At 59.3% G+C, this 21,900-nt stretch carries 22 protein-coding genes; 11 read left to right on the forward strand and 11 right to left on the reverse strand.

All coding sequences use genetic code 11. The features are described from left to right. Window positions 1-342: 342 nt before the first annotated feature. Window positions 343-1,095, reverse strand: coding sequence for a FadR/GntR family transcriptional regulator (locus tag FQP90_RS06540; protein ID WP_167510422.1), 753 nt, complete (start codon window positions 1,093-1,095; stop codon window positions 343-345). Between the two features lie 81 nt (window positions 1,096-1,176). Next, complete coding sequence (locus FQP90_RS06545; protein WP_144648879.1) at window positions 1,177-2,202, reverse strand: threonine ammonia-lyase; 1,026 nt, start codon at window positions 2,200-2,202, stop codon at window positions 1,177-1,179. 359 nt (window positions 2,203-2,561) lie between these two features. On the opposite strand from FQP90_RS06545, the gene FQP90_RS06550 reads away from it, so the two are divergent. From FQP90_RS06550 to FQP90_RS06570, 5 genes are all read left to right on the forward strand, one after another. Beyond that, window positions 2,562-3,080, forward strand: a complete 519-nt coding sequence (locus FQP90_RS06550) for a RidA family protein (RefSeq protein ID WP_144648881.1) — start codon at window positions 2,562-2,564, stop codon at window positions 3,078-3,080. A gap of 277 nt (window positions 3,081-3,357) precedes the next feature. Then, window positions 3,358-4,092, forward strand: a complete 735-nt coding sequence (locus tag FQP90_RS06555; protein WP_144648883.1) for an SDR family NAD(P)-dependent oxidoreductase — start codon at window positions 3,358-3,360, stop codon at window positions 4,090-4,092. A gap of 35 nt (window positions 4,093-4,127) precedes the next feature. Then, on the forward strand, window positions 4,128-5,534 hold the full coding sequence (locus FQP90_RS06560) for an NAD(P)/FAD-dependent oxidoreductase (protein ID WP_242703175.1): 1,407 nt from the start codon (window positions 4,128-4,130) through the stop codon (window positions 5,532-5,534). An 81-nt stretch (window positions 5,535-5,615) separates the two neighbouring features. Further along, the gene (locus tag FQP90_RS06565; RefSeq protein WP_144648885.1) at window positions 5,616-6,320 is read left to right on the forward strand and encodes a GntR family transcriptional regulator; all 705 of its coding nucleotides are present in this window, start codon (window positions 5,616-5,618) and stop codon (window positions 6,318-6,320) included. A gap of 180 nt (window positions 6,321-6,500) precedes the next feature. Then, entirely contained in the window at window positions 6,501-6,806 is a 306-nt protein-coding gene (locus FQP90_RS06570; RefSeq protein ID WP_144648887.1) for a hypothetical protein, read from the forward strand. 742 nt (window positions 6,807-7,548) lie between these two features. Here FQP90_RS06570 and otnC read toward each other — a convergent pair. The 4 genes from otnC to FQP90_RS06590 all read right to left on the reverse strand — a co-directional run bounded on the left by otnC (window position 7,549) and on the right by FQP90_RS06590 (window position 11,156). Then, window positions 7,549-8,178: a 3-oxo-tetronate 4-phosphate decarboxylase gene (gene otnC / locus FQP90_RS06575; protein WP_144648889.1), complete on the reverse strand. Its 630-nt coding sequence runs from the start codon at window positions 8,176-8,178 to the stop codon at window positions 7,549-7,551. Further along, window positions 8,175-9,461: a 3-oxo-tetronate kinase gene (otnK, locus tag FQP90_RS06580; protein WP_207605258.1), complete on the reverse strand. Its 1,287-nt coding sequence runs from the start codon at window positions 9,459-9,461 to the stop codon at window positions 8,175-8,177. Before otnK ends, otnC begins: the two co-directional genes overlap by 4 nt. A gap of 29 nt (window positions 9,462-9,490) precedes the next feature. Next, window positions 9,491-10,171, reverse strand: a complete 681-nt coding sequence (locus tag FQP90_RS06585) for an aspartate/glutamate racemase family protein (RefSeq protein WP_144648890.1) — start codon at window positions 10,169-10,171, stop codon at window positions 9,491-9,493. Window positions 10,172-10,253: 82 nt separating this feature from the next. Further along, the gene (locus tag FQP90_RS06590) at window positions 10,254-11,156 is read right to left on the reverse strand and encodes a LysR substrate-binding domain-containing protein (protein ID WP_144648892.1); all 903 of its coding nucleotides are present in this window, start codon (window positions 11,154-11,156) and stop codon (window positions 10,254-10,256) included. Window positions 11,157-11,324: 168 nt separating this feature from the next. On the opposite strand from FQP90_RS06590, the gene solA reads away from it, so the two are divergent. The 6 genes from solA (at window position 11,325) to FQP90_RS06615 (ending at window position 16,777) form a co-directional block, all read left to right on the forward strand. Beyond that, window positions 11,325-12,509, forward strand: coding sequence for an N-methyl-L-tryptophan oxidase (gene solA / locus FQP90_RS06595; RefSeq protein WP_144648894.1), 1,185 nt, complete (start codon window positions 11,325-11,327; stop codon window positions 12,507-12,509). A gap of 54 nt (window positions 12,510-12,563) precedes the next feature. After that, window positions 12,564-13,235, forward strand: a complete 672-nt coding sequence (locus FQP90_RS06600; protein WP_144648895.1) for an HAD-IA family hydrolase — start codon at window positions 12,564-12,566, stop codon at window positions 13,233-13,235. A gap of 571 nt (window positions 13,236-13,806) precedes the next feature. Then, on the forward strand, window positions 13,807-14,697 hold the full coding sequence (locus tag FQP90_RS06605) for a site-specific integrase (protein ID WP_242703176.1): 891 nt from the start codon (window positions 13,807-13,809) through the stop codon (window positions 14,695-14,697). Next, complete coding sequence (locus FQP90_RS23595) at window positions 14,694-14,939, forward strand: tyrosine-type recombinase/integrase (protein WP_244296549.1); 246 nt, start codon at window positions 14,694-14,696, stop codon at window positions 14,937-14,939. Before FQP90_RS06605 ends, FQP90_RS23595 begins: the two co-directional genes overlap by 4 nt. Next, window positions 14,932-15,285 carry a helix-turn-helix domain-containing protein gene (locus FQP90_RS06610; protein ID WP_144648897.1) on the forward strand — a complete coding sequence of 118 codons (354 nt, stop codon included), beginning with the start codon at window positions 14,932-14,934 and terminating at the stop codon, window positions 15,283-15,285. The genes FQP90_RS23595 and FQP90_RS06610 overlap by 8 nt, the downstream gene beginning before the upstream one ends. Before the next feature lie 400 nt (window positions 15,286-15,685). After that, window positions 15,686-16,777, forward strand: a complete 1,092-nt coding sequence (locus FQP90_RS06615) for a Fis family transcriptional regulator (protein ID WP_244296551.1) — start codon at window positions 15,686-15,688, stop codon at window positions 16,775-16,777. A gap of 737 nt (window positions 16,778-17,514) precedes the next feature. Here the strand turns inward: FQP90_RS06615 and FQP90_RS06620 are convergent. The 5 genes from FQP90_RS06620 to FQP90_RS06645 all read right to left on the reverse strand — a co-directional run bounded on the left by FQP90_RS06620 (window position 17,515) and on the right by FQP90_RS06645 (window position 21,737). Further along, the gene (locus FQP90_RS06620; RefSeq protein WP_144648901.1) at window positions 17,515-18,564 is read right to left on the reverse strand and encodes a PDDEXK nuclease domain-containing protein; all 1,050 of its coding nucleotides are present in this window, start codon (window positions 18,562-18,564) and stop codon (window positions 17,515-17,517) included. 302 nt (window positions 18,565-18,866) lie between these two features. Next, entirely contained in the window at window positions 18,867-20,201 is a 1,335-nt protein-coding gene (locus tag FQP90_RS06625) for a hypothetical protein (RefSeq protein WP_144648903.1), read from the reverse strand. Window positions 20,202-20,277: 76 nt separating this feature from the next. Then, entirely contained in the window at window positions 20,278-20,706 is a 429-nt protein-coding gene (locus FQP90_RS06630; protein ID WP_144648905.1) for a DUF4913 domain-containing protein, read from the reverse strand. Between the two features lie 15 nt (window positions 20,707-20,721). Further along, complete coding sequence (locus FQP90_RS06635; protein WP_244296555.1) at window positions 20,722-21,162, reverse strand: TraM recognition domain-containing protein; 441 nt, start codon at window positions 21,160-21,162, stop codon at window positions 20,722-20,724. 200 nt (window positions 21,163-21,362) lie between these two features. Further along, window positions 21,363-21,737 (reverse strand): iron chaperone, encoded by a 375-nt coding sequence (locus FQP90_RS06645; protein ID WP_144648907.1) that lies wholly within the window; start codon window positions 21,735-21,737, stop codon window positions 21,363-21,365. Between the last annotated feature and the right edge of the window lie 163 nt (window positions 21,738-21,900).

Genomic DNA, 21,900 nt, shown 5'->3' on the forward strand with positions numbered 1-21,900 from the left:
GCCATCGAGGAAACCTTCCAGACTTCGAAAGGCGAGGCGGGGATGGACGACTATCAGGTCCGCCAATATACGGGCCACTCCCGGCCTAACACCTTCTCGATGCTCGCCTAAGAATTCCTCACCGCAGTCAAGGGCAAGGAAGGGGCCCCGCAATCGGACTGGAAGGGCCTCGGAACACTCTCTTGGCCCAAGCTCCGGCGTCGTACCACTTTGCCTGAGTAAGCATCCCCCAGACCCGGGATCCGTCCTGCACCGCTCACAGTGGCGCCAAAAACATCCAACACCGACATGCGAACACCAGTACCGTAAATGACAAACGTGCCAATACACGCGACTGTGGTACTAGTTCGAGACGGTCCTAGTGAGCGGGCCCGGTTGGGGAACGACGCTGGGCAGGGTTGCAGCGTCCCGGAAGAGCAGGGTCTTGTAATCGGCATATTCCGGTGTGTCGATGTAGTCGAAATGTGTGCGCATCGCAGCTCGGGCAAGCTCGGCGTCACCGGATTCGAGGGCGGTCACGATTGGTTCGTGTGCCTCCACATCCCACATGTCGGTTTTGTCGGTCTCGGGAGGCAGTGAACTGCCGAGGATCAGCCCTTGGAGTGGGGGCAGGATGAGTTCCAGGACCGGCAGGCGGAGGGCTTTGACGATGGCCAGGTGGAAGTTCGAATGTGCGATGTGCGCATCTTTCCACTGGGAGTTCTTAACCGCTGTTCGAAATTGCTCGAAGAAGCCACGAATCCTCGCGAAATCGTCGGGTGTTCCTATGTGGGCGACTTCCGCGGTGATGGCCCCCTCAATCATGCGCCGGGCTTCCATGACCTCGCCCATTTTCAGATCTGATCTGTGTAGTCGCAGTGCGAGGGCACGGAGCAGCTGATTATCGTCTGGGCTGGTCACAAAAATACCATGACCTTGGCGAACTGCGATGAGCCCCAGGGATGAGAGAGTGCGCAATGCGTCGCGGACAACGGACCGGGAAACTCCCAGACTCTCGCACAGCTCCGCTTCTGTTGGGAGCCGACTGTCCGCAGCGTAGTCGCCGCGCACGATGGCACGCTGCAAGTGATCCACGATCTGATCACTGAGCTTCATATGTACCTCTTCACGTGTTCTTGTGCGGTCCGCCCGCCTGGGGTGGTCGATCATAAGCCTATTGGTCACCGTAGTGGCGTATCAGGTGCCCACTATCGAAACGAACGTCTCTAAGTCGATGTTGCCTCCGGTCGCCACCGTAACGGTGGTCCCGGCTGGGAGTTTCTGAGAGTGCTGGAGAACGGCGGCGGTCGCGACTGCGCCGCTTGGTTCGACGATTATTTTGGCGTGCTCTGCCAGCCAGCGCATGGCAGACACGATGGAGTCATCGGACACGGTGACCACATCATCGACGAGGAATTTGATGTGTTCCCAGGGCAGATCGCCGACCATTGGAGAGCGCAGTCCGTCAGCGATTGTCCGCCGCGTCTGTTCCCTGGTCCAGGCCACTCGGCGGCCCACAGCAAAGCTCTCTGCGAGATCTCCCGCCAGCTCTGGCTCTACGACGATGACCTTCGCGCTGGGGCGGTGCTTTTTTATTGCCGTTGCTACGCCGGCGGCAAGTCCGCCACCTCCGACGGGAACTAGGACTACATCCAGACCTTCGACCTGCTCCAGTAGTTCCAGTCCGATTGTTCCCTGGCCGGCAATCACCTGCGCGTCGTCAAAGGGAGGGATAAAGGTCATCCCACGTTCTGCAGAAAGATGCTCCGTGTGAGTCACTATCTCGTCGGGGGGCAGAAGTAGGACGGTTGCACCCTCGGACTTGGTCTGGCGGACTTTGAGCATCGAGGCTGTCTCGGGCATGACCACGGTTGCGGGAATCCCCGCGCGCCTTGCAGCAAATGCCAGCGCACGCCCATGGTTTCCGGCGGAGTAGGTAATGACGCCCTTGGTTGACTCGCTGGAGTCAAGTGCTGCAATGGCGTTGGCGACGCCTCGAAGCTTGAAGGAACCCGTTCGCTGCAATGCCTCGGCTTTCACCCAGAGGGCATCCCCGGTGGACGGATTTGGCACCGAAAGGACCGGGGTGCGCAGACATGCTCCGCTTATACGCTGTCGAGCTTGATTGAGGTCCTGCACGCTGATAAGCGTCTCAGGCCATTCCGCCCCCGGCACCTTAGCGGTCTGGGCTTGAACGCCGCCTTGCGACTCAAAGTTGCTCATGTCCTACTCACCCTCTGCTGGCCCGGAATACCTAATACGTATGATTGTTGACTATTCAAGGTAGGAAAACAACTAGCAGATTTGAGCACTGAGCAGTCTTGCGGAGCTTTTGGGATAAGGGTACGCTGATTGAAGATTGTCAACAATCATACATATCATCTTGGGCGTGTCTTTCTGAAGACGACTGAACGATTGGCCAGAGAGGGTCTTTAGGCTCATGTCGTAACAACCCCAGCCAACGAATTCGTTCAGCTTCACTGGAGGATTGCTCGGACGATTGACTTCGTGCCGAAGGGCTTACGGCTACACCAAGCTGGAGCAGGACTTTCAATCATGATTCATAGAGAGGTGGTTACAGCATGAGCCCTCCATTGCCGCAAACGGTCAAGGGTGACACTGCCGTGGAAAGGTTGGCTAACCTCGGACTGGAGCTACCCCTAGTGGCTGCCAATGCGTACTACGTGGACCACAACACGGTCGGGGAAAGCATACACATTTCGGGCCAACTGCCCTTCAGGAACGGCAAGCTGCTGGGTCAAGGCATCGTTGGCCGCGACGTTGACCTGGAAACAGGCAAAGAGTTGGCCCGTCATGCCGCGCTGAATTGCCTCGCTGCCGCTGTCCAGGCAGTAGGGGACCTTGACAAGGTCCGGGTGGTTCAAATGTTGGTGTTCGTGGCCAGCCTGCCGGACTTCGGTCTACAGTCCAAGGTCGCGGAAGGGGCGAGCGAATTGCTCATCGAGGTGCTGGGCGAGAATGGACGGCACTCCCGCACCGCCATCGGAGTCGCTGGACTGCCTTTGAACACCCCTGTCGAGATCCAGATGATCTGCGCGGCCGCTTCTCAGGGCCCAACCTGCTCTTCCGAGTCTGGATAAGGCTTCAACAGGCTTTAGAAAACTTTGTTCGCCAGAAAGTGCTTCAACAAGGACCTGAGATCAAGGAAGGGGGCATAGGAATCAATGCGGGCAATCTGGCGGTGCGGAAGTGTTCGCCTCGGCCGGCCTTGATGTCATCTTCATCGCTTTTTCACCCGGGGTCTTGCACAGGTACCACCGCGGAACGCGGGACCCGTCGAAGCCTGCGGCTAACCACATCGGGTACGACTCCCCCGGGTCTGCCCCACTTGAGAAACCCCAACTAGGAGAATCAGACATGAGACTCGATAAAGTAACAGCTTTGGTCACAGGTGCCAATAGCGGAATCGGACAAGCGGTGTGTTCCCAATTCCGACGCGAAGGGGCACGCCTTCTGCTCACCGGTCGCAGGGAACAGATCGATGGTGCGCAACCCGGGGACCTCTATGTCCCTGGAGACCTTAATACCGAAGTTTTCGTAGAAAGCCTCGCGCGGGAGGCCGCCGAGACCTACGGCACCGTTGACGTCGTCGTGCTCAACCATGGCTTGCAGGTCAGCGGTCCGCTGACGGAGATGTCCTATGAGGACGCGAAGAACACGCTTCACAGCAACCTCTTGAGCTCGTTCCTGGTGATGAAGCACTTCGCACCGCTGATGCCCGCCTCCGGTGGTTCGTTCGTCCTGATCAGTTCACGGCTCGGCATGGTGGGCAAGCCCGAGGAAGTCCTGTATTCCGCGGCTAAGGGCGGGCTGATCATGCTTGCCAAGGGTGCGGCGATCGAGTGGGCTGAGCGGAATATCCGTGTGAACGTCGTCGCCCCGGGACTGACCGCCACCCCGATCATTGAAGAGTCCTTCCAGCGCAGGGAAGACCCTGAGGCCTACCGTCGGCAGCGCGAGGGGCAGATTCCACTTCATCGTCTCGCCACACCCGAAGAGGTAGCAAACGCCGTTGTCTTCATGGCGTCATCGGAGTCCTCTTACATCACCGGGGCGGTCTTGCCCGTCGACGGCGGATACACCGCTGCCTGAACACCTCAACGCTTCAACAAACAATAAGGACAACAATGACAGCCCTTGCAGCAGAACCCCGGAACGGAGAGCTCGGCTTTTGGATGGCCGGACTCGCGGACAAGAGGCCCTCATACCCCCGTTTCACCGGGGAAGGTTCAGTAGACCTGGCCATTATCGGCGGCGGCTACACGGGACTCTGGGCAGCGTACTTCGCCAAGAAGCTCGAGCCCTCACTCTCGGTCGCGGTTTTTGAAGCGGAACAGATCGGCTACGGCGCGTCCGGCCGGAACGGCGGGTGGCTCTCTGCAATGCCAGCCGGTAACCGTGCCAAGTTCGCCCGCGCGTCCGAAGGCGGCATTGAGGCGAGCCGTGCACTGCAGCAAGAGTTTATAGCCGCTGTCGATGCCGTCATGGAAATCCTTCACGCCGAAGGCATTGATGCGGATCAGATTAAGAGCGGTGCGCTGATAGCCGCCCACACCAAGGCCGGGCTCGGCCGACTGGCTGCCAGGCGGGACGCCGAGCGCAAGTACGGATTGACCGACGAGGACGTCTACCTGCTCACCCGTGAAGAATTCCAGAAGGAAGTCAACATCTCCACAGTCCACGGCGGAATGTTCTACAAACATTGCGCCCGGATTCATCCAGCGAAACTCGTCTACGGACTCGCTGACACCATCACCCGCATGGGAGTGAGCATCTACGAGGGCAGCCGGATAGGAGCCATAGACGGCCACAGTCTCACTCTGGACGGCGGTCGGGTCACTGCCGCCAAAACGTTCGTTTGCACCGAAGGGTACTCCGGACAGCTGCTCGGGAGCAGGAGCCTCATTCCGATCAATTCTTCGATGATCGTGACCAAGCCGTTGCCAGAGGAGGCGTGGCAGCAGATTGGCTGGAACGGGCCGCAGAACCTCAACGACTCCGCGCACACCTTCATCTATTCACAGCGAACGGCAGATGGCCGGATCGCCATCGGCGGCAGGGGCCGGCCGTACCGCTACGGCTCCGGCACGGGGGGCGCAGGCGCGACTGCCCAATCCACAATTGACCTGCTGACCACCAAGCTTGGCGCCTTCTTCCCAGGCATCAACTTCGAAGTGGACCATGCCTGGTCCGGAGTCCTGGGTGTCACCCGCGACTGGAACGGCGGTGTGCAATGGGACTCAGCATCCGGAATAGGGTCCTCGACAGGCTACGCAGGACACGGCGTGACAGCGGCCTATCTGGGCGCTAGGACGCTGGCCGAACTGGCCTTTGACAGGACGACGGAACGAACCTCACTTCCCTGGGTGGGATATCGCGCACCGAAGTGGGAGCCCGAGCCCCTTCGCTGGCTGGGAGTCCACAGCATGTACAGCCTCTTTGGCTTCGCGGACCGGTGGGAAGAGCGCAGGGATTCCACAGAGACCTCCCTCCTGGCCAAATTCGGCAGCAGGCTCGCCGGACTCCACGAATAGCGGTCCGCGCCCAACGGTTCATCCCGGCAATGGCTGTTAAACCAAACGCAGTACGCATTCGCTGAAACGAGGAGGCTATCAATGGCCGCAACGAAAAGACGGTTTGCGCTGGAAGGGAGACCGACGGCGCAGCTGATTGCGGACCACCTGCGCGAACAAATCGTCCGAGGAACCATCCGACCTGGACAACAGATCAATGAATCCCTCGTGGCGAGCCAGCTCAACACGTCCAGGGGTCCCCTCCGGGAAGCACTTCAACGCCTGTGCCAGGAAGGGATCCTTATCTATCGGCGCAACTACGGGGTATTTGTCCTGAAGATTGAACCGGAGGACCTTAGGGAAATCTACTCGGCCCGGGAAACTATTGAGTCCGCCGCTGCCTGCATCCTCTTGGATCGTGGCCCGGGAAGCGTCCTGCACGCCATCGAAATCCTAAAGAAGATTGTAGGCGGTATGGCAAAGCATGCGGCCGATTCCAACTGGGAAGCCATCGCCGGGCTGGACATGCAGTTTCACTCATCTTTCGTTGCCGCAGCGGGGAATTCCCGTCTGGACCGCATCTACACGTCGCTGGCAACTGAATCACGGATGTGCATCCTGAATTTGGAAGTCTCCTACCCCAAAATGGAAGTCTTGGTGGAAGAACATCAAAACATCCTTGATCTGCTGGAAGCTGGTGACAGGGAAGGCCTCCTCGCATCCATCAGACGACACATCCAAAAGGCAGCCGAGCACCTCATTGCTGCCCAAGAAAGGCAAGACAGCCCCTTGGGCCGGACATCGTGAAACGCAGTTGGCTGCACCTCCAAACGTCTTGCCCAGCCGCGGCTGAACCCCCGACAAGGTGAAGGGGCCAGTTTTGTAGTTTCGACCGAATGCCGAAGTCATCGCTTCTCTGCCCAACCACCTCGGATCTGGCGGCTCCAATTGCTACCTAGTCCCAAACCTCATGCACGACATCAGCAGTTGCAGGCCGGGATCAGCAGTTGCGCAGAACGTATCACCGGCTGGATCACAAGTGTCGTTGCCAGCAACACCAAGCGCATCGAGCTACTGATCATCAACGAAGTCGTGCGGCTCACCAGCACCATCCTCTCGGAACTCAGAGGACACACGACTGCAGCAGCTTCGGGTGAAATTGCGGCACGCTTCGCCGAGGTAATTCGGCGCTCGGGATTCCAAAGTGCCATCTCACCCATCACTGAGAAGGTCATCGGCGACATGAATGAGTGGTGGAACCGGCCACAGCCGGGGCCACCCGATGTTTGTTGATGCTATGCACCACGAGGTCTGCGACGGGCAGCGCACATACCGGCAAGGTCTACGTCGCTTCGGCGTCACGGTCAACGGAGAACTGGACATACTTGGCGGTGCGGCGGGGGCGGCGGCGAAGAGGCAAAGTTCTGACTCTCTATACTGACCGTAAGACTCGAGCGTGGAGGACGTCTGCATCACGGTCTGCGACGGGCGCAAGGACCTGCCGGAGGCCATCACCGGTCTGGTCCCTGGCGGCGGTCCAAACCTGCATCATTCACCTGAACTGGGTCCCTTCCGCTACCCCCACCCGGCAATACTGGGACGAAATGTCTCCTTCCACCACACCCCCAGAGGTAGGAACAAAGAACCACTCGAGGAGTTCTCCACAATCTCGGCCGATATACACCATAGTCATCGGCTGGGGCGAACGCCTGGAGCGAGTTCGTGCCCTGACTAGGCTAGACGTGGAAATCTGCCGGGTCATCTGCACCACCTGTGCCATCGAATAGGTCAAGGACCACTACCATGGAGCCGCACGATGGCAGTCGGCCCTGAATGCCTTCGCCAGCGCCTTCGACGGAAGAATCGCCTAGCTGCCTGCAGCAGATGCCACCAAGATCGGACAATCCTGCACGATGCTGTACGACGATGGCTATGTCGTCGTTGTTGAGACATATGAGTGTTCCCCTGAGATAACCCTCAACCAATTTGCCATCTTTCCACCGGATCAGAAGATGTGATCCGATGCGCACCCTTCCTAGGTGCTGCTCGCGTGGAGTTGGGCCACATGGGCTGGTTGGAGGGGTCGTGTGGCGTGGCCCTGAAGGAGAAAGAACAGTCGTGCTGTTTCTTCTACTTCCTCAACGGCGTCCACTGCCTTTGCCAGGGAAGGCGCGGAAACGATCGGTCCGTGGTTGGCCAGCAGCAGGGCACGGCTCGATGCCGCGGCTTTTTCGGCTACCCCTGCCAGTCCTTGGTCTCCCGGTGCAAAATATGGCAACCGGACAAGCCGTCCAACCCTCATTACAAAGTACGCCGTCAAAGGTGGCAGAACGTCACCCTCGTCCAGGTCCTCTAGACATGAAAGGGCAGTGGCATAGGGGGAATGCAGGTGGACTGCGGCCTTGTCCTCAGGCCTGGCTAGGTACATCGCTAGGTGCAGGAATGCCTCTTTTGAGGGGCTGGCCCCGGACATGTGTTCGCCGGTGTCGGAGACCCTGGCCAGATCGTCTGTTCTGAGGTCACCGAGGGAGGCGTTGGTGGGGGTGATCAGCATTCCTCCGTCCACGCGTGAGCTGAGGTTTCCGGAGGTTCCTCGGGTCAAGCCTCTTTGGTGCAGGGACCTGGCCAGTCGAACGAGTTCAGTGCGGATTTCCGTTTCGGTCACCGGTTGTGCTCCCACGCATCAAGGAAGAGGGTACGCGTTCCGAGGTTTCCGGATTTGAGTAGGATGGCCAGCCCCGGCCCGGTTTTCGTTGTCAGCCATGGCACGCCTGGAGAGACCTCTTTCCCGACACGGGCCGTGGTGATGCCGAGCCTGCGGACTACAGCGCCGGAGGTTTCTCCGCCAGCGACTATGAGTTGGCGGACACCCAAGGCGACGAGTCCTTCGGCGATAGCGGAAAGGCTGTCTTCGGTTATCTGCGCCGCCCGGGCCTGGCCCAGTTCCTCTTGAGCCCTCGAGACTTCCTGTGGAGTGGTGGTTGAATGGATCAGGATGGGTCCGTCCGCGAGATTTTCGCGCGCGAACAGCAGCGCTTCGCCGACGACGTCCCGTCCTTCTGCGGCGGCCACGGGGTCCACCAGGAAACAGGGACGGGACTGCCGGAATGTGTCGATCTGGACGTTCGTCATCTCCGAGCAACTGCCTGCGATGACGGCGGCCGGGCCTGATGGCCGGGCGTCGCGCCTCGAGTCTGGCGTGTCGCGGAGCCCAAGGGCAACAGCAAGTCCTCCGACGAGCCCAGAGCCGCCGGTGACAAGCGGGTGCTGGAGCGCTGCGGCGCCCAGCACGGCGAGGTGGCGGTCAGTCAGTGTGTCGATGACGGCGTAATGGACACCTTTGTCGCTCAGGCTCCGGAGTCGGGATTGAACTGCCGAAGTACCGGCTTCCAGAACGCTGTAACCGATGTGCCCCACGACGTTTCTAGTTTGGGCTTGGAGCAGCCTTGGCACGCTCGAGTCCGTCATCGGCGTCAGCGGATGGTTGCGCATGGATGATTCCTGCAAGAGGTCCGTGCCTGCGAACAACACGCCGTTGTACACGGTCCGCTGTAGTGCCGGGGTTCCGGGAGCGACGACAGTGACTTGGCCTGCGGGAACGAACTCTTTGCGAAGGGCATCTGCTACGGGGCCGATGTTGCCTTCGGGGGTTGAGTCGAACGTTGAGCAGTATTTGAAGTAGAGCTGCTGAACGCCTCGGGACCTGAGGGCACGTGCCGCCACCAGCGACTCTTTCACTGCCTCAGCGGCGGGAACGCTGCGGGTCTTCAGGGAAACCACTATGCAGTCAACGTTGTCCAACTGCATCAAGGAGTCGGGGATGCCGAAGGTCTGTACTACCCGCATTCCGGCGCCGGCAAGAGTGCCGGCCACATCCGAGGCTCCTGTAAAGTCGTCGGCGATAACTCCCAACCATGGGGCATCCGTATTCATTTGAGTGGTTGACATGGTGATGTCCTTCTCGGGTAGGGACGGTGCTACGAGTCTTTGGAAGGAAAAAGACCACTGAGCTGGGCCACCCCGGAGTCGGGGGAAGCAAGAACAGTGGGTCCGTCGGGCGAGACCAGGGTTTCGTTAAGGACCCGGGCCATTGACGCCTGGGCGAGAACGACGACGTCGCACTCCCCTGCCAGCTCAGAGAACGCGGCGAGCACCAAACTGTCGTGTTTCCCGCGGTCACCTGCGCGCAGGGCGTCGAAAGCGCCCCCGACTATCCGGGGGTTGATAGTGGGCTTTTTGTTCTGCTCTTTGGCTGAGTCTTGCACGAGTCTGGTGGTCGGTCCCAGTGTTGCGGACAGGGTCGCGAGCACGCCTATCCTCTCGCCGGTCAGTACGGCCTGCTTTGCCATTGGAGCGTCAATGCGCAGGACAGGGATGGAGACGAAGTCAGTGGCGGCGGTGGCCGCTTCGCCGATGGAGGAGCAGGTCACCAACAGGGCCTGGGCGCCGGATTCTTCGGCGTAGCGAGCATAGTTGACCAGCCGGCGCCGAACATGTCCGGGCGTTGTTCCAAGGGCAATCGTGTCGTGGAGCAATGACTCGTCTACGTAGTGCATGACCCGTAGGCCGGGAACGGCATCCTTTGCCTTGGCTTCCATGTCCGGTACCAGGCCGGGCACCGTGTGCAGCATGGCAATGGTGTTCAGGGGCAGGTTCATGTTTTTCAGAATAAGACACAAGAAGATGCCAATTAAGGGAGCTTGGTAGAAGGCATTGTTTCCAATAGGGCAAGAAGAATGTTTATGCGCCTATTCTCGCGGCGAGGCCGTGTCGGAGGTGCTCAATGGCTGCACCGATCCGGCGTGGGGTCCTGTCGGTGGAGGGATAGAGGGCGTAAATATCGGCGCTGGGTGTGGGGACATTCGGGAGGACCTGCTGCAGCACTCCTTGGTGAATCAACGGGTTGACGTGCCAAGTGGAACGCATGATCAGGCCATGTCCTTGCATACACCAGTCGGTCACCACATCTCCGTCATCGCTGATCATGCTGCCGCTGACGTCTACGTATTCCTGCCCCCTCTCCCCAAAGCGCCACAATGAGTAGTCGCCGTTGTTTTCCCGTAGGACGATGCAGTTGTGTCTTTCGAGGTCCCGGGTAGTCCGCAGCGGTGCGGCGTTGTCCAGGTAGCTGGGCGCCGCACACACAATCCTGCGGTTCCGCGCAAGAAGCTTTGCCTTGAGCCTGGAGTCCGACAGGCCTCCAACGCGAATGGCGATATCGAAGTTGGTACCCGAAATGTTCAACGGCAGCGCAGAGAGCTCCAGGTCTACCCGGACCAACGGATGCTGCCGGGCGAACTCCCCCAGCAGCGGCGCAATATGCTTACGTCCAATACCCAGGCTCGAATGCACAGTGATGCTGCCTTTGAGCTCACCATGCTGAGTGGACAGTGCTTCTTCAAGATCAGTCTTCTGTTGCAAGATGGCCAAAGCGCCTGCCGCATAGAGCTGCCCCTCTTCAGTGAGGGTCAGCCGGCGGGTGCTGCGCCTGATTAGTTGTACCCCCAGGCGCGCTTCCAGTGCACTGAGGCGTTTACTCACCGCTGACACTGACTTTCCCCAGTTTCTGGCAGCTTCAGTAAGGCTCTGGGAACGGGAGATTTGTTCAAAAAAATCCAGATCGTCGATCGAGGTGAGGTCCATGACTACTTCTTTCGTTTTTGGAAACAATGTATTCCCTAACGGCCTATTAATCATAAGCTTCTTGTGTCTTATGCTGATCTGACTGGAAGCACAGCCGAAGTAGCGCCCTCCAACGGGACACCACGAATTGGCATTACGGCGTGCAGTATGGGAAGCAAGGTATAACGCGTGAGTACACTCGAAACGGACGTCGTCATCGTCGGAGTCGGCTCGGTAGGGAGCATGGCAAGCTGGCAAATCGCCTCCCGTGGTCAGCGGGTTATCGGAGTAGACAGGTTTTCCATCCCTGGACCGTTCTCTGCCTACGCTGGCGAATCGCGCATGTTCCGCAAGATCTACGCCGAAGGCGGGCATTACACACCACTTTTGCAAAGGTCACAGGATCTGTGGCGAATTCTTGAAAAAAACACCGGAACCCGCCTGCTCAACACTACCGGCGCTGTCACGATCTACGACGAGCACAATCCACGGTTGGCCTCGCTCCTTGCAGCAGGAAAGAACAATGGCCTTGACTACGAGGTGCTCCGGGGTGACGAGGCCAGGACAAAGTATCCCGAACATGTATTCAGGGACACTGACGTCACCATCTTCGACCCTGATGGCGGGTATGTAAGTTCAGAGAAGGCCGTGACCGCCGCACTCACCGAAGCTACCCGGCTTGGTGCCAAATTCCTGGGGGACCGGAAAGCCCACAGCGTTGAACCCTACGGTGACCGGTACATCGTGCGCACCGATCGAGAAGAAATCATCGCTTCCCGGGTAGTGCTCTCGCAGGGAAACGGTGCCGGCCCAGTATGCAAGGACCTCGGTGTTCACCTTTCAGTCCTGCCACAGATCCTGACGTGGTTCCCCATAGTGGACCCGGCTGCGTTCTGCAGGGCAGACATGCCGGTCTTCGTAAGGAGGGCAGAGGAGAAGGGCAGGTCGGACAAAACCCAATTCTACGGTTTCCCCAGCGCAGATGGTTGGACGGTGAAAGTCGTCGCGAGCATATTCCTGGACGAGGTTGAATCCATGGAAAAGCCCCCGACGTGGGATCCCCGGCACTTGGATACGATCCGGGCGTGGGTCCGGGAATTCATGCCAGGACTGATTCCGGACCCCGTAAGGGTTGCCACATGCGCGGACGGTCATTTACCTGATACGACCGCGTTGTTCGGCCCAATACCCGGGATGGAAGGCGTCATCGTGGCCGCTGGATTCTCCGGCCACGGCTTCAAGATGGCTTCCGGGCTCGGAGCTATCGCAGCCGAACTCCTGCTGGACGGAACAACCGCAACAGACGTCAGCTTCATGAACCCCGGCAGGTTCCTCGGACCGGATACCCGACTCACCTCCTTGGCTCTGAGCTGAGGAAAACCGGTTCGACCACGAAAAGTAACAGCAACAACAACGAACGGATTAATCATGGCAAACACAAACTTCCGGCCGAAGTACATCTCTTACGACGTCTACGGCACGCTGATCAATTTCACCATCTATCCCACAACCCAGCGCCTGCTCGATGGCCGGATACCGGATGAGCAGTGGCTTGCCTTCAAGAAAATCTTCCGCGCATACCGGTTCGACGAGATCAAGGAATACAAGCCCTACGAGCAGGTCCTTCAGAATGCCTTTGACCGCGCATGCAAGCGATTTGGCATTGGACCGACCCCTGGTGCCGGCGCAGCCCTCGCTGAGGCTGTTCGGAACGCAGTAGCCCACGAGGATGTACCGGCGCCCCTGAAGCTCCAAGGTGACAATTTCAAGCTGGTGGCTTTGTCCAACGCCGACGACAGCTTCCTGGACATCAGCATTCCCAAACTCGGTGCAGATTGGCACGCGGTCTTTACCGCTGAGCAGGCCGGGGCCTACAAGCCACGCCTCCAGGCGTTTGAATACATGCTGGACACCCTGAACGCCAAGCCTGAGGACTTCCTGCATGTCTCCGCGCACCCACTGTATGACCACATCCCGATGTACAACCTGGGCTTCCGAGACCTCGTTATGCTGGACCGCGGCGCTGAACCCTTCACGGAAGGCTACAACATCTTCACAGTGAAGTCCCTGGACGAGTTGAACAAGCACCTCGGTCTCTAGACTCCCTTCGCCGCAAACTTTTCGAACTTTCTACATAACCGGGCCTGTTGGAGCTGCTCCAACAGGCCCGGTTGCTGTGTCTCCCCGACCAGCTACACAGCAGGCGTTCATGGGCTAGAGAATCAGCTGCGTCCGAGTGTTCTGTCTCATAACAGTGGAATTCGTATAACCAAGCACGGACGGTCCAGCTAATCACTTCAGATCGACCACACAGTCCCGCTCGGAGAAACACACGAACTCATCGATGACACGACCGGTCGTATGCCCGGGGATCTATCTCGTTCAGTTAAGGAAGCAATTCCTCACACGAACCTGCAACGCTTCTAACCTGTCTATCTCATGAGACACCACCGAGGAAAGAACGACGTATGGGTGCTTATCGGCGTTGAAGTAGGACGAGTAGAAGTAGATGAGAGAACCCGTCCCATCCCGCTTTCTCGTGTTTTCGCAGGTCAGGTAGGCGTTGCAGTACTGAAGCGCCATGGGCTTGTCGCGAGTGAATGCGCGAGGCCGTGCGGCTCGGCGACGTAATCTCTCATTAGATGAGAGAATTTTGCGTACAGTTAGGTCGGTGAGCATCGAACCTGGGCGGATTCCGTCCTTTCTAACCAACGTGAATGTCGGGCTGCTGCGTGCCGAGGACCGCGTCTTTGAAGCGATGCTAGATGGCTGGCGGGCGCAGATGCTGGCACGCGGGCTGTCGACGTCGTATATCAAGAGCTCGTGCGGGACGGTCCAGCGGTTTCAGGAGCATGCGAATGAGTACCCGTGGACGTGGTCGGCGCATCACGTGGATGAGTTCCTGGCGGACCGGCGGAGCTCCGAGAAAGGTTTGGCGTTATCGACGCTGCGGGCTAATTCCGGGGCTATCAGGGCGTTCTGCTCATACCTGACTGATGGGCGCTACGGTTGGGCGGCGTTCTGCGAACGGGTTTTCTCGGACATCCCGGTGCAGGTCGTATTCGAGTGGAACTCGCCCCGGCATACAACGGATGATGCGATGCCGGCACGCCGCCGGGCGTTTACCAGGGCCGAGCTGCAGGCGTTCTTCGACGCCGCCGACGACTTGGTGGACACTGAGTTTGCCAAGGGATCCAAGCGCTGGCTTCCAGCCTTGAGGGACTCGACGGCGTTCAAGGTCGCTTACGCCTACGGGCTGCGGCGGCGTGAGCTGGCGATGCTCGAATATGTCGACTTCGGGCCCAACCCGCACGTTGAGTCTTTCGGCCGGTTCGGGGCGCTCCAGGTGCGCTGGGCCAAGGGAACCAAGGGCTCAGGCCCCCGCCGACGCACGGTTCTGACTGTCCCCGAATTCGATTGGGTCGTCGGGCTCCTTGAGTATTGGCTCTCCCCTGACGGCCGGAAACGTTTCCCCACCGCCGACCGGTCAGCCAGCCTGTGGCCCTCGGAACGCTCCGGCTCCACTGTTTTCCGCAATTTGACCGCTCTTTCCAGCGGGTGAGGAAAATCGCCGGGCTCCCGGAGGAACTTTCCCTGCACACGTTGAGGCATTCGTACGTGACGCACCTGATCGAGGCCGGCTACGACCCGTTGTTTATCCAGCAGCAGGTCGGGCACAGCTACTCCTCGACCACGGCCCTCTATACTTCCGTGTCGGCGGACTTCAAACAGAAGACCATCCAGAAAATGATCGCCCAGCGGCTGCGCAGCGGCGGCACAAATGAGGGGAACGGCCATGGCTGAACAGCGACGGATTGGCTACCGCTGGAATCTTCGGCAGCTGATGGCCCAACGGAACCTCTGGAAGACCACCGAGCTTCTCCCCCTGCTGAAATCCCGGGGTATCAATCTTTCCAACGCCCAGGTCCACCGGCTCGTCACCGGAACGCCGGAACGCATTCCAGCCCAGACCTTCGCGGCGCTCTGCGACATCCTGGAATGCACGCCCAACGACCTCTTCGAACCCTACGTGCAGATGCGCGCCGCGAAGACCGCCAACGCCCCGAAGAAGCCAGAGGACCTTGGCATCGCCCCCGGTGCGCCGATCGCTCGACGGATCCGCGTGCTGCCACCGGATGAAGATGCCTAGGCCACGAAAAGCCGGAGACCCCGTCAGATGGCCTGAACCATGCGGACGCTGCGGTGAACACCATCAAATCGCGGTCCGCTGGCCGGACGGCGGAATCTGCGGTTACTGCTACCAGCAGGCCAAAAGAACCCGAGGCACCTGCGCCTGCGGTCACGAGGGTGTCCTGCCCGGCCGCGTCGACACGCTGCCGGCATGCCGGAGCTGCTCCGGAGTCCAGCTCAACATCGACTGCATCGGATGCGGGAACGAGGATGAACTCCACTCAGGGAACCGATGCTGGTCATGCATCCTCGCGGCCACCGTCGACAGGCTCCTCAGTCCACCGGATAACCAACCACCCTCCCCGGCGCTCCGGGCAGTCGCCACCGCCTTGAAATCCATGAAGCGGGCCAACAGTGGCATGACCTGGATCCAGCAACCGCACGTCACCGCTTTCCTCCAGCAACTGGCGGCCACGCCTGTGATCACCCACACCCACCTCGACGAACTACCGGCATCCCGCACGCGCGAATACGTCCGAGGACTACTCGTCGAACACCAGGCGCTGCCGCGCCGCGATGAACTCAGCGCAAGGTTTGCTGAATGGGCCGAGCAGGCACTCGAGCGGATCACCAGCCAGAACCATCGGGACATCATCCGGCGCTACATCCGCTGGCACCACCAGCGCCGGATGAACCAGATGGACGAGGTCACCCAAGGCACCTTCCTGCGGGCCAAACAATCAGTCACCGTCGGCATCGAACTGCTGAACTGGCTCACCGAACGAGACACTGAACTCGCAGCACTGACCCAAGCCCACCTGGACCGATGGCAGGCAGAAGGCCCAACGACACGGGGCATTGCCTCACACTTCCTCGACTGGGCCACCAGAACCAGCCTTATCGATCCCTCATTGAAGCTGCAGCCCCACCGTCGCGGCACCAGCCCAAGACTCGATGCAGCCGCTCAAGCAGAGCTCGTCCGCGGCCTCAGCCACACGACCGACATGAGCCCGCGGGACCGAGCAGCGGCCATCCTTGTTCTGGTCTTTGGCCAACAGGTTTCCGACATCGTCCAGCTGACGTGGCACGACGTCAAGGTGACAGAGGATCTGGTCACGGTCACCTTCGGAGCCGTCGAGATCGCACTCACCTCGCCGCTCGATGAGCCCTGGAGAGAACTCGCAGCCACCCCGACCCACGATCAAACAGCAGCGCACCCCAACAGCAACTGGGTGTTCCGCGGCGGCGCCCCCGGCCGGCATCTTCGCGCTTCAACCCTCACCCAGCGCCTCAGCGCCGCGTTCAGCAGCCGGGCCGCCAGACTCGGAACCCTACACGAGCTTAAAATCGCTCCGGTGGCCATCATCGCCGAAGCTCTCGGCTACGCCCCGGCCACGATCGATCGCCACGCACTGGCCTCTTCGGCCAACTACATGGAATACATCTCGTCGCTCCACGCACCAAGTTCAAGTCACGACAAACCATCGCTGCCTCTTCGCAGGGGCTACTAGGCCACGCATTGCGCCTATTCCGGCGAAGCGATCCATATCTCGCCATTAGAGAGAACGCGGGCGAGGCATCCGGCGATACGTACCGCATCCTCTTCTGTCGAACCAGGCACGAGCCTGATCCCAAGATGCGAGGCCGGAAGATCTGCACTTACCACTGCTCTTTCGACACTTGGGTCTTCATCGCAGGGACTCAGCGAGTCATATCTGGGATGAATCGCACCTACATTCCAGGAGTCGTCCTCGCTGATGGAACGTTGAAACGACCCCGCTTGCGATCCAGCACAGCCCGCCAGAAGCAGGGCTAAAACTGGAGACAAGGACTTAGGAAGCGTGCTCATGACTCATGATATGGACAACTCGTGCTGGCCTCATGGTTGTTATTCCGCCTCAAGCGCCTCTTCCTCATACCGGCTGACCAACTAGCCACCGTAATCCAGGCTGCCCTGCAGCATCGACTTCTCGCAAAGCGATGGAAACCTTGACGCTAGGAGGCGCGTTCTCACCGGCCCATGCTGAAGCCTCAGCAAGGCTCACGGAATCAAGATTAAAAGCCGACACAGAATGACCGTCCACCAGGAAGACCCGAAAATCAGAGGTGGTCGATTCCCATACTGTGTCTCGCTCATCAACAAGCCGTGCCTTCATGCACTCAACCTACGACGCGGACTTCATGCGCCCGGAGCAGACGCCAACTCGTCCCACACCATCACGTCCCGCTGCCAGTTGGTCCCGAAGACTCAATCTTCTGGTTCCGGGCCGGGTTCGGCCCATTCCAGCGCGGCGACAACATGTCCTTCATTGGGCAGGGCCTTCTTTTCGTCGGCAGGGAGTTTGTCGTAGGTGTAGGCTGCGACCGCCATCGGCGAAGTTGAGCGGCCGAGGCTGTAGCGTACGCTGCGGTCGTTCTTGGTGCCGCAGATGAGAATGCCGATAGTTTCGTTGTGGTGCTCGCGGCGGAGCATGTCATCGACGAGGGCAACGTAGAAGTTAAGTTTGCCGGCGAACTCCGGCTGAAACTTCCCTGTCTTGAGTTCGATGACCACGTATCTGTTCTGGTCCATATGGAAGAACAGCATGTCGACGTAGTAATCGTCGCCGTCGACGTCGAAGTGGACTTGCCGGCCGACGAAAGCGAATCCTGGTCCGAGTTCGCGCAGGGTTTCGGTGATTCGACTGGTCAACGCCAGTTCCAGTTCGCGTTCAGCGACTTCCCCGGACAAGCCCAGGAATTCGAAGTTGTAGGGGTCCTTCGCGATTTGTTGGGCAAGCTCGGAGTCTTGCGCAACAAGCTGTTGCGCGAAGTTGGACGGAGCTGCGCCGGTCCTTTCTAGGGTTCGGTTCATGATCATGTTCAGCAAGACGTTTCTTGACCACCCGTATTGGACCGCTGCTGCAGCGTAGGAGGTGCGTTTTTCCTGTGCGTCTAACTTGTCCAGCAGGACAGTGACATGGCCCCACGGCAATTGCGCAACAGCTTGTTGCGCAATTGGACCGTCCTGCCAGGCTCCGGCGAACGTAGTCATGTACTGGATGTTGCGTGGCGAAAGGCCTTTCATCTCCGGGAACTCGACACGCAGGTCCGAGGACAGACGCTTGATCACCCCGCTCCCCCAGCCGTGCTGCTCCTGCTGAAGCCTCACGCCCTGACCGATGGCCCAGTACAGCTCGATCAGCTGGGTGTTAACGGTACGCAGAGCTTTGATCCGTGCATCCCGGACAGTGCTCTTTAGGCTGTCAAGCAATTCAGTGTAGCCACCGGGTAGGTCAACAACACGTAAGTCAGTCACGCGTCCACCCTAGTTGGAACCCCGGACAATCCGTTGCAATGGGCTGTTCTGCCGGAGGCCAGCTGGATACTTCGGCAAATGGACGCCCGCAACGCGGTACCCGCGGGGCCGGTGCCGAACACCCCGCTGCCGACGGTCAGCACTCCACCGTCCGAGAATCCCCGACCTTGGCGGCCACCCGGTCGGCTTGGTGTCTGTGTCAGGGTACCCAGCCGTTGGGTACAGCTTCTGACCACGCGCCGGGCCGAATGCCAAACGCTGCGCGCGCATGGCGAAGCAACCAGCGCATCAGCGGTCCCACGCTAGAGTCCCAGTTGTTGTTCAACCCAGGCTTGCGCGATGCTGATACCCGCATCTGAGGTTTTTTGCGCAGCACTTACGAGAAACGCCTTAAGCTTCTGACGAGCATTTAACCGCATGGTTTGTGGAGCATTCTTGTCTGCCAGCTCGTGAGTCGCGGCCACCAACTCATCTGACCCGTCAGCGCCGAACTTCTTGACCAACCTCAGCAGATCCTCGGCCTGATGTGGCAGTACAACATTTCCGTTGACGTGTTGCGCTACTACGCCTTCCACGTGATTGAAGTACTGGTTATGGATGTTTACGATTTGTTGGGCTGGGGATCGTACGAGTTCCAAAGAATCAAAACCCTCTCGCCCTGGACTTGTTGGGACTAGTTGTTCAACCAGTTGAGCTACGGATTCCAAATCCGGTTCGGATTCGTGGTCACCAAGCTCTGATTCCAGTTCCTGCCGGATAGACAGAATTCTCCGTTGACGCTCGTGCTTTGCGTCTAGTTGTAGCCTCCTCAGTCGCTTGGCATATCTCGAGACGAGATTTTCAGCTTGAGAGTTGGTTAGCCCAAGTTCGACGAGCATGCACGCGGCAGCATCCTGATTTTCGATCGTTGCAACGAACTCGCTAAAACGCCTGATTTCGGAACCCCAAGTTTCCGCAGAGACTCCGTCCTCGGAAAAGAACTCGACCACTCGCCCACTGTCCGTTTGGTACCCGGATTGCCGTACACGCTGGTGGCGGACTGACATGAGCCATTCCTGAAACAGGGTAAGAAGCTGGGCTGTTTCTTCTTCAAACAGGCGTCCGGACGGGAGGTACAGACGGAACAGCAGATTGTGAAGTCGGTCGTCGATGTATGAAACTGCAATGTTGGAAAGCTCGGCATTGCGCTTGTACACCCGCGGGCTGATGCCGTTGGACTGCAAGAGATCATTGACGCGGAGGCGTAGCGTCTCGTCCATTTCGCCGAAGTGATCGAGAGCGGCTTGGTCATTCCAGGTGTAGCCGTCCCACTCTTCCCCTTCATTGGAAGCTGCCAATAACGATGCACCACCGTACACGGCCTCATGGACCATGACCAGGCTTCGTGCCTTGGCCAAAGCTAGGATCAGCGGGACGCTTACCCGACTGAATTGCTCCGAAACGAGTTGCTCGTAGTTCCGGCGGTTCAACGTGACCACTGCCCCCGAGAGCTCTCCATCCCCGAGGATCGTGATGATCTTGTCCCAGTTAGCCGGAGAAGACGTCAGCCGCTTGGCTACGTAGCCAGCGCCCGACACTTTGATTCGGCTAGTGATGGACTCCGTAGTTACCCCGATGGTCAGGAAATAGTTTTGCATCCCAACATTCTGAGGGGTATCACCGCTCCAAGCGGCAGCGAACCCTGCGGGACCGGCGCCGAATTAGAGATACGGGCTACGCTTGCAGGGCTCTTACGTCCGGGAACCAGCCAGCGGGAGCCTTCTTGGGTTCCAGATGCTCGGGGTAGCGGTGTTCTTTCATGTCGCAGTTGTAGAAGGGACCTTGTGGGTCCAGAAGGACTCTCATGTGGTGGTCTGCGTGGTCCTTCCACCAGACACTCATGCCGGTCTTTGGATCCAGACGCAGATGCTCCCATGAACGCCACAGAGCCGCCACACGTGAGACGGCCTCCGGGTGGAAATACCACTCGATGCACCACTTGGCGGACTTTACCGTGACGCTGCGGACATACGTGGGCAGCAACTGCTCATGGAGGAACTCTTCCGCCGAGCCGTAGACGAGCCCCGGTTCTTTCTCCGCACCCTGCCCAGCTGCAACTGGGGCCGGTGTGTCCGTGCCGTAAAGGTCAAAATCAGTTGCCATGTGTGGTGCCCCTTCCTATTTCGTGACCCAGGGATTGGCTGCCGGTGCAGCTGGAATCGGGACAGCGGGTTCTTCGGGGCGGGGGCTGTATTTCTTGATGGATGCCTCCACTGTTTCCTTGTCGGGTCCGGTGTACCAGGGCATCGTACGGACGAGCGTGGCCGGTGCGCCGGAGGCAAGGACGACTGCCCGGCCCCGATCCAGTTCGGCGAGGTTGGAAACGTCGAAAATGCGTTCCTTGCCCTCCTGGCGGGACCGGCTGGAACCGGACTTACCTGAGGAAGTGGAGACGTTGATATAGCTGTAGTCACCGATCAGATCCGAGAGCGCACGGAGGAATCCTTCTTCGGCCACACCACCGCCGTAGACCTTCACGTTCGCCGCTGACCAGATTTTCCGCATGTTCGCCTCTCCCCACAGCTCCACGCCCTGGGACCAGGACTGCAAGATCCCCATGACAATCAATCCCTTGGCTCCGACAACACTTCCCCGCCGCCCGTGTCCAGATCAAGCGCACTGTGGACCGCGGCCAAGCGGTGGGACATGAGTTTGGCAAAACCCATGACGGCCGTTCTTCGGTGGCCCGGCCCTCCAGCCAATCGAAGCCCCAGCCGTTCACGTCGGCTGAAACGGCCTCGTCTACCAAGGCCTCAAATTCACGCATCAGTTTCCCCATTCTTGTTCTTCGCCGGCCCTTCCGCCGCGAGTTGCGCGGCGACGCGACCGATCAATCCGTAGGGAATCGGCTTCGCCAGGACGAACTTCAGGGTCCCTTTCCCTGCAAGGTACGGTTCCAGCTCAGCGTTCAGCGTGTCGTCACCACGTGGGACCGGGTAGATCGAGATGTGGTGCTTCCAAGCCGCGAAGTACACAACGTAATGCCCGTCAAGGGTGACGGTAGGGATGCCGTAACTGATCATTTCACCTGCACCAGGTATCGATTCGTGGATGTTCCTGCGAATCTCCTGGAGGACCGATTGGACGGCGGCAGGCTGCCCCGCAATGTAGTCGTCAACCGATGCGTGTTGCATGTACGTCCACCCTTTGCTTGCTGCTGACTGGCTCTCCCCCGGAAAGCGGCCACCTATCGAGCGGGTCATGTCCTCTCGTGCGGCCCCACAGGCCCTGCGCATGCCGATCCGATATGCGTGGACCTCACGGTTCGAGGAAGCATCGGATGCTGACCTAGGACTC

Origin of the sequence: Paenarthrobacter nitroguajacolicus (assembly GCF_007786235.1) — a bacterium.
GTDB lineage: Bacteria > Actinomycetota > Actinomycetes > Actinomycetales > Micrococcaceae > Arthrobacter > Arthrobacter nitroguajacolicus_A.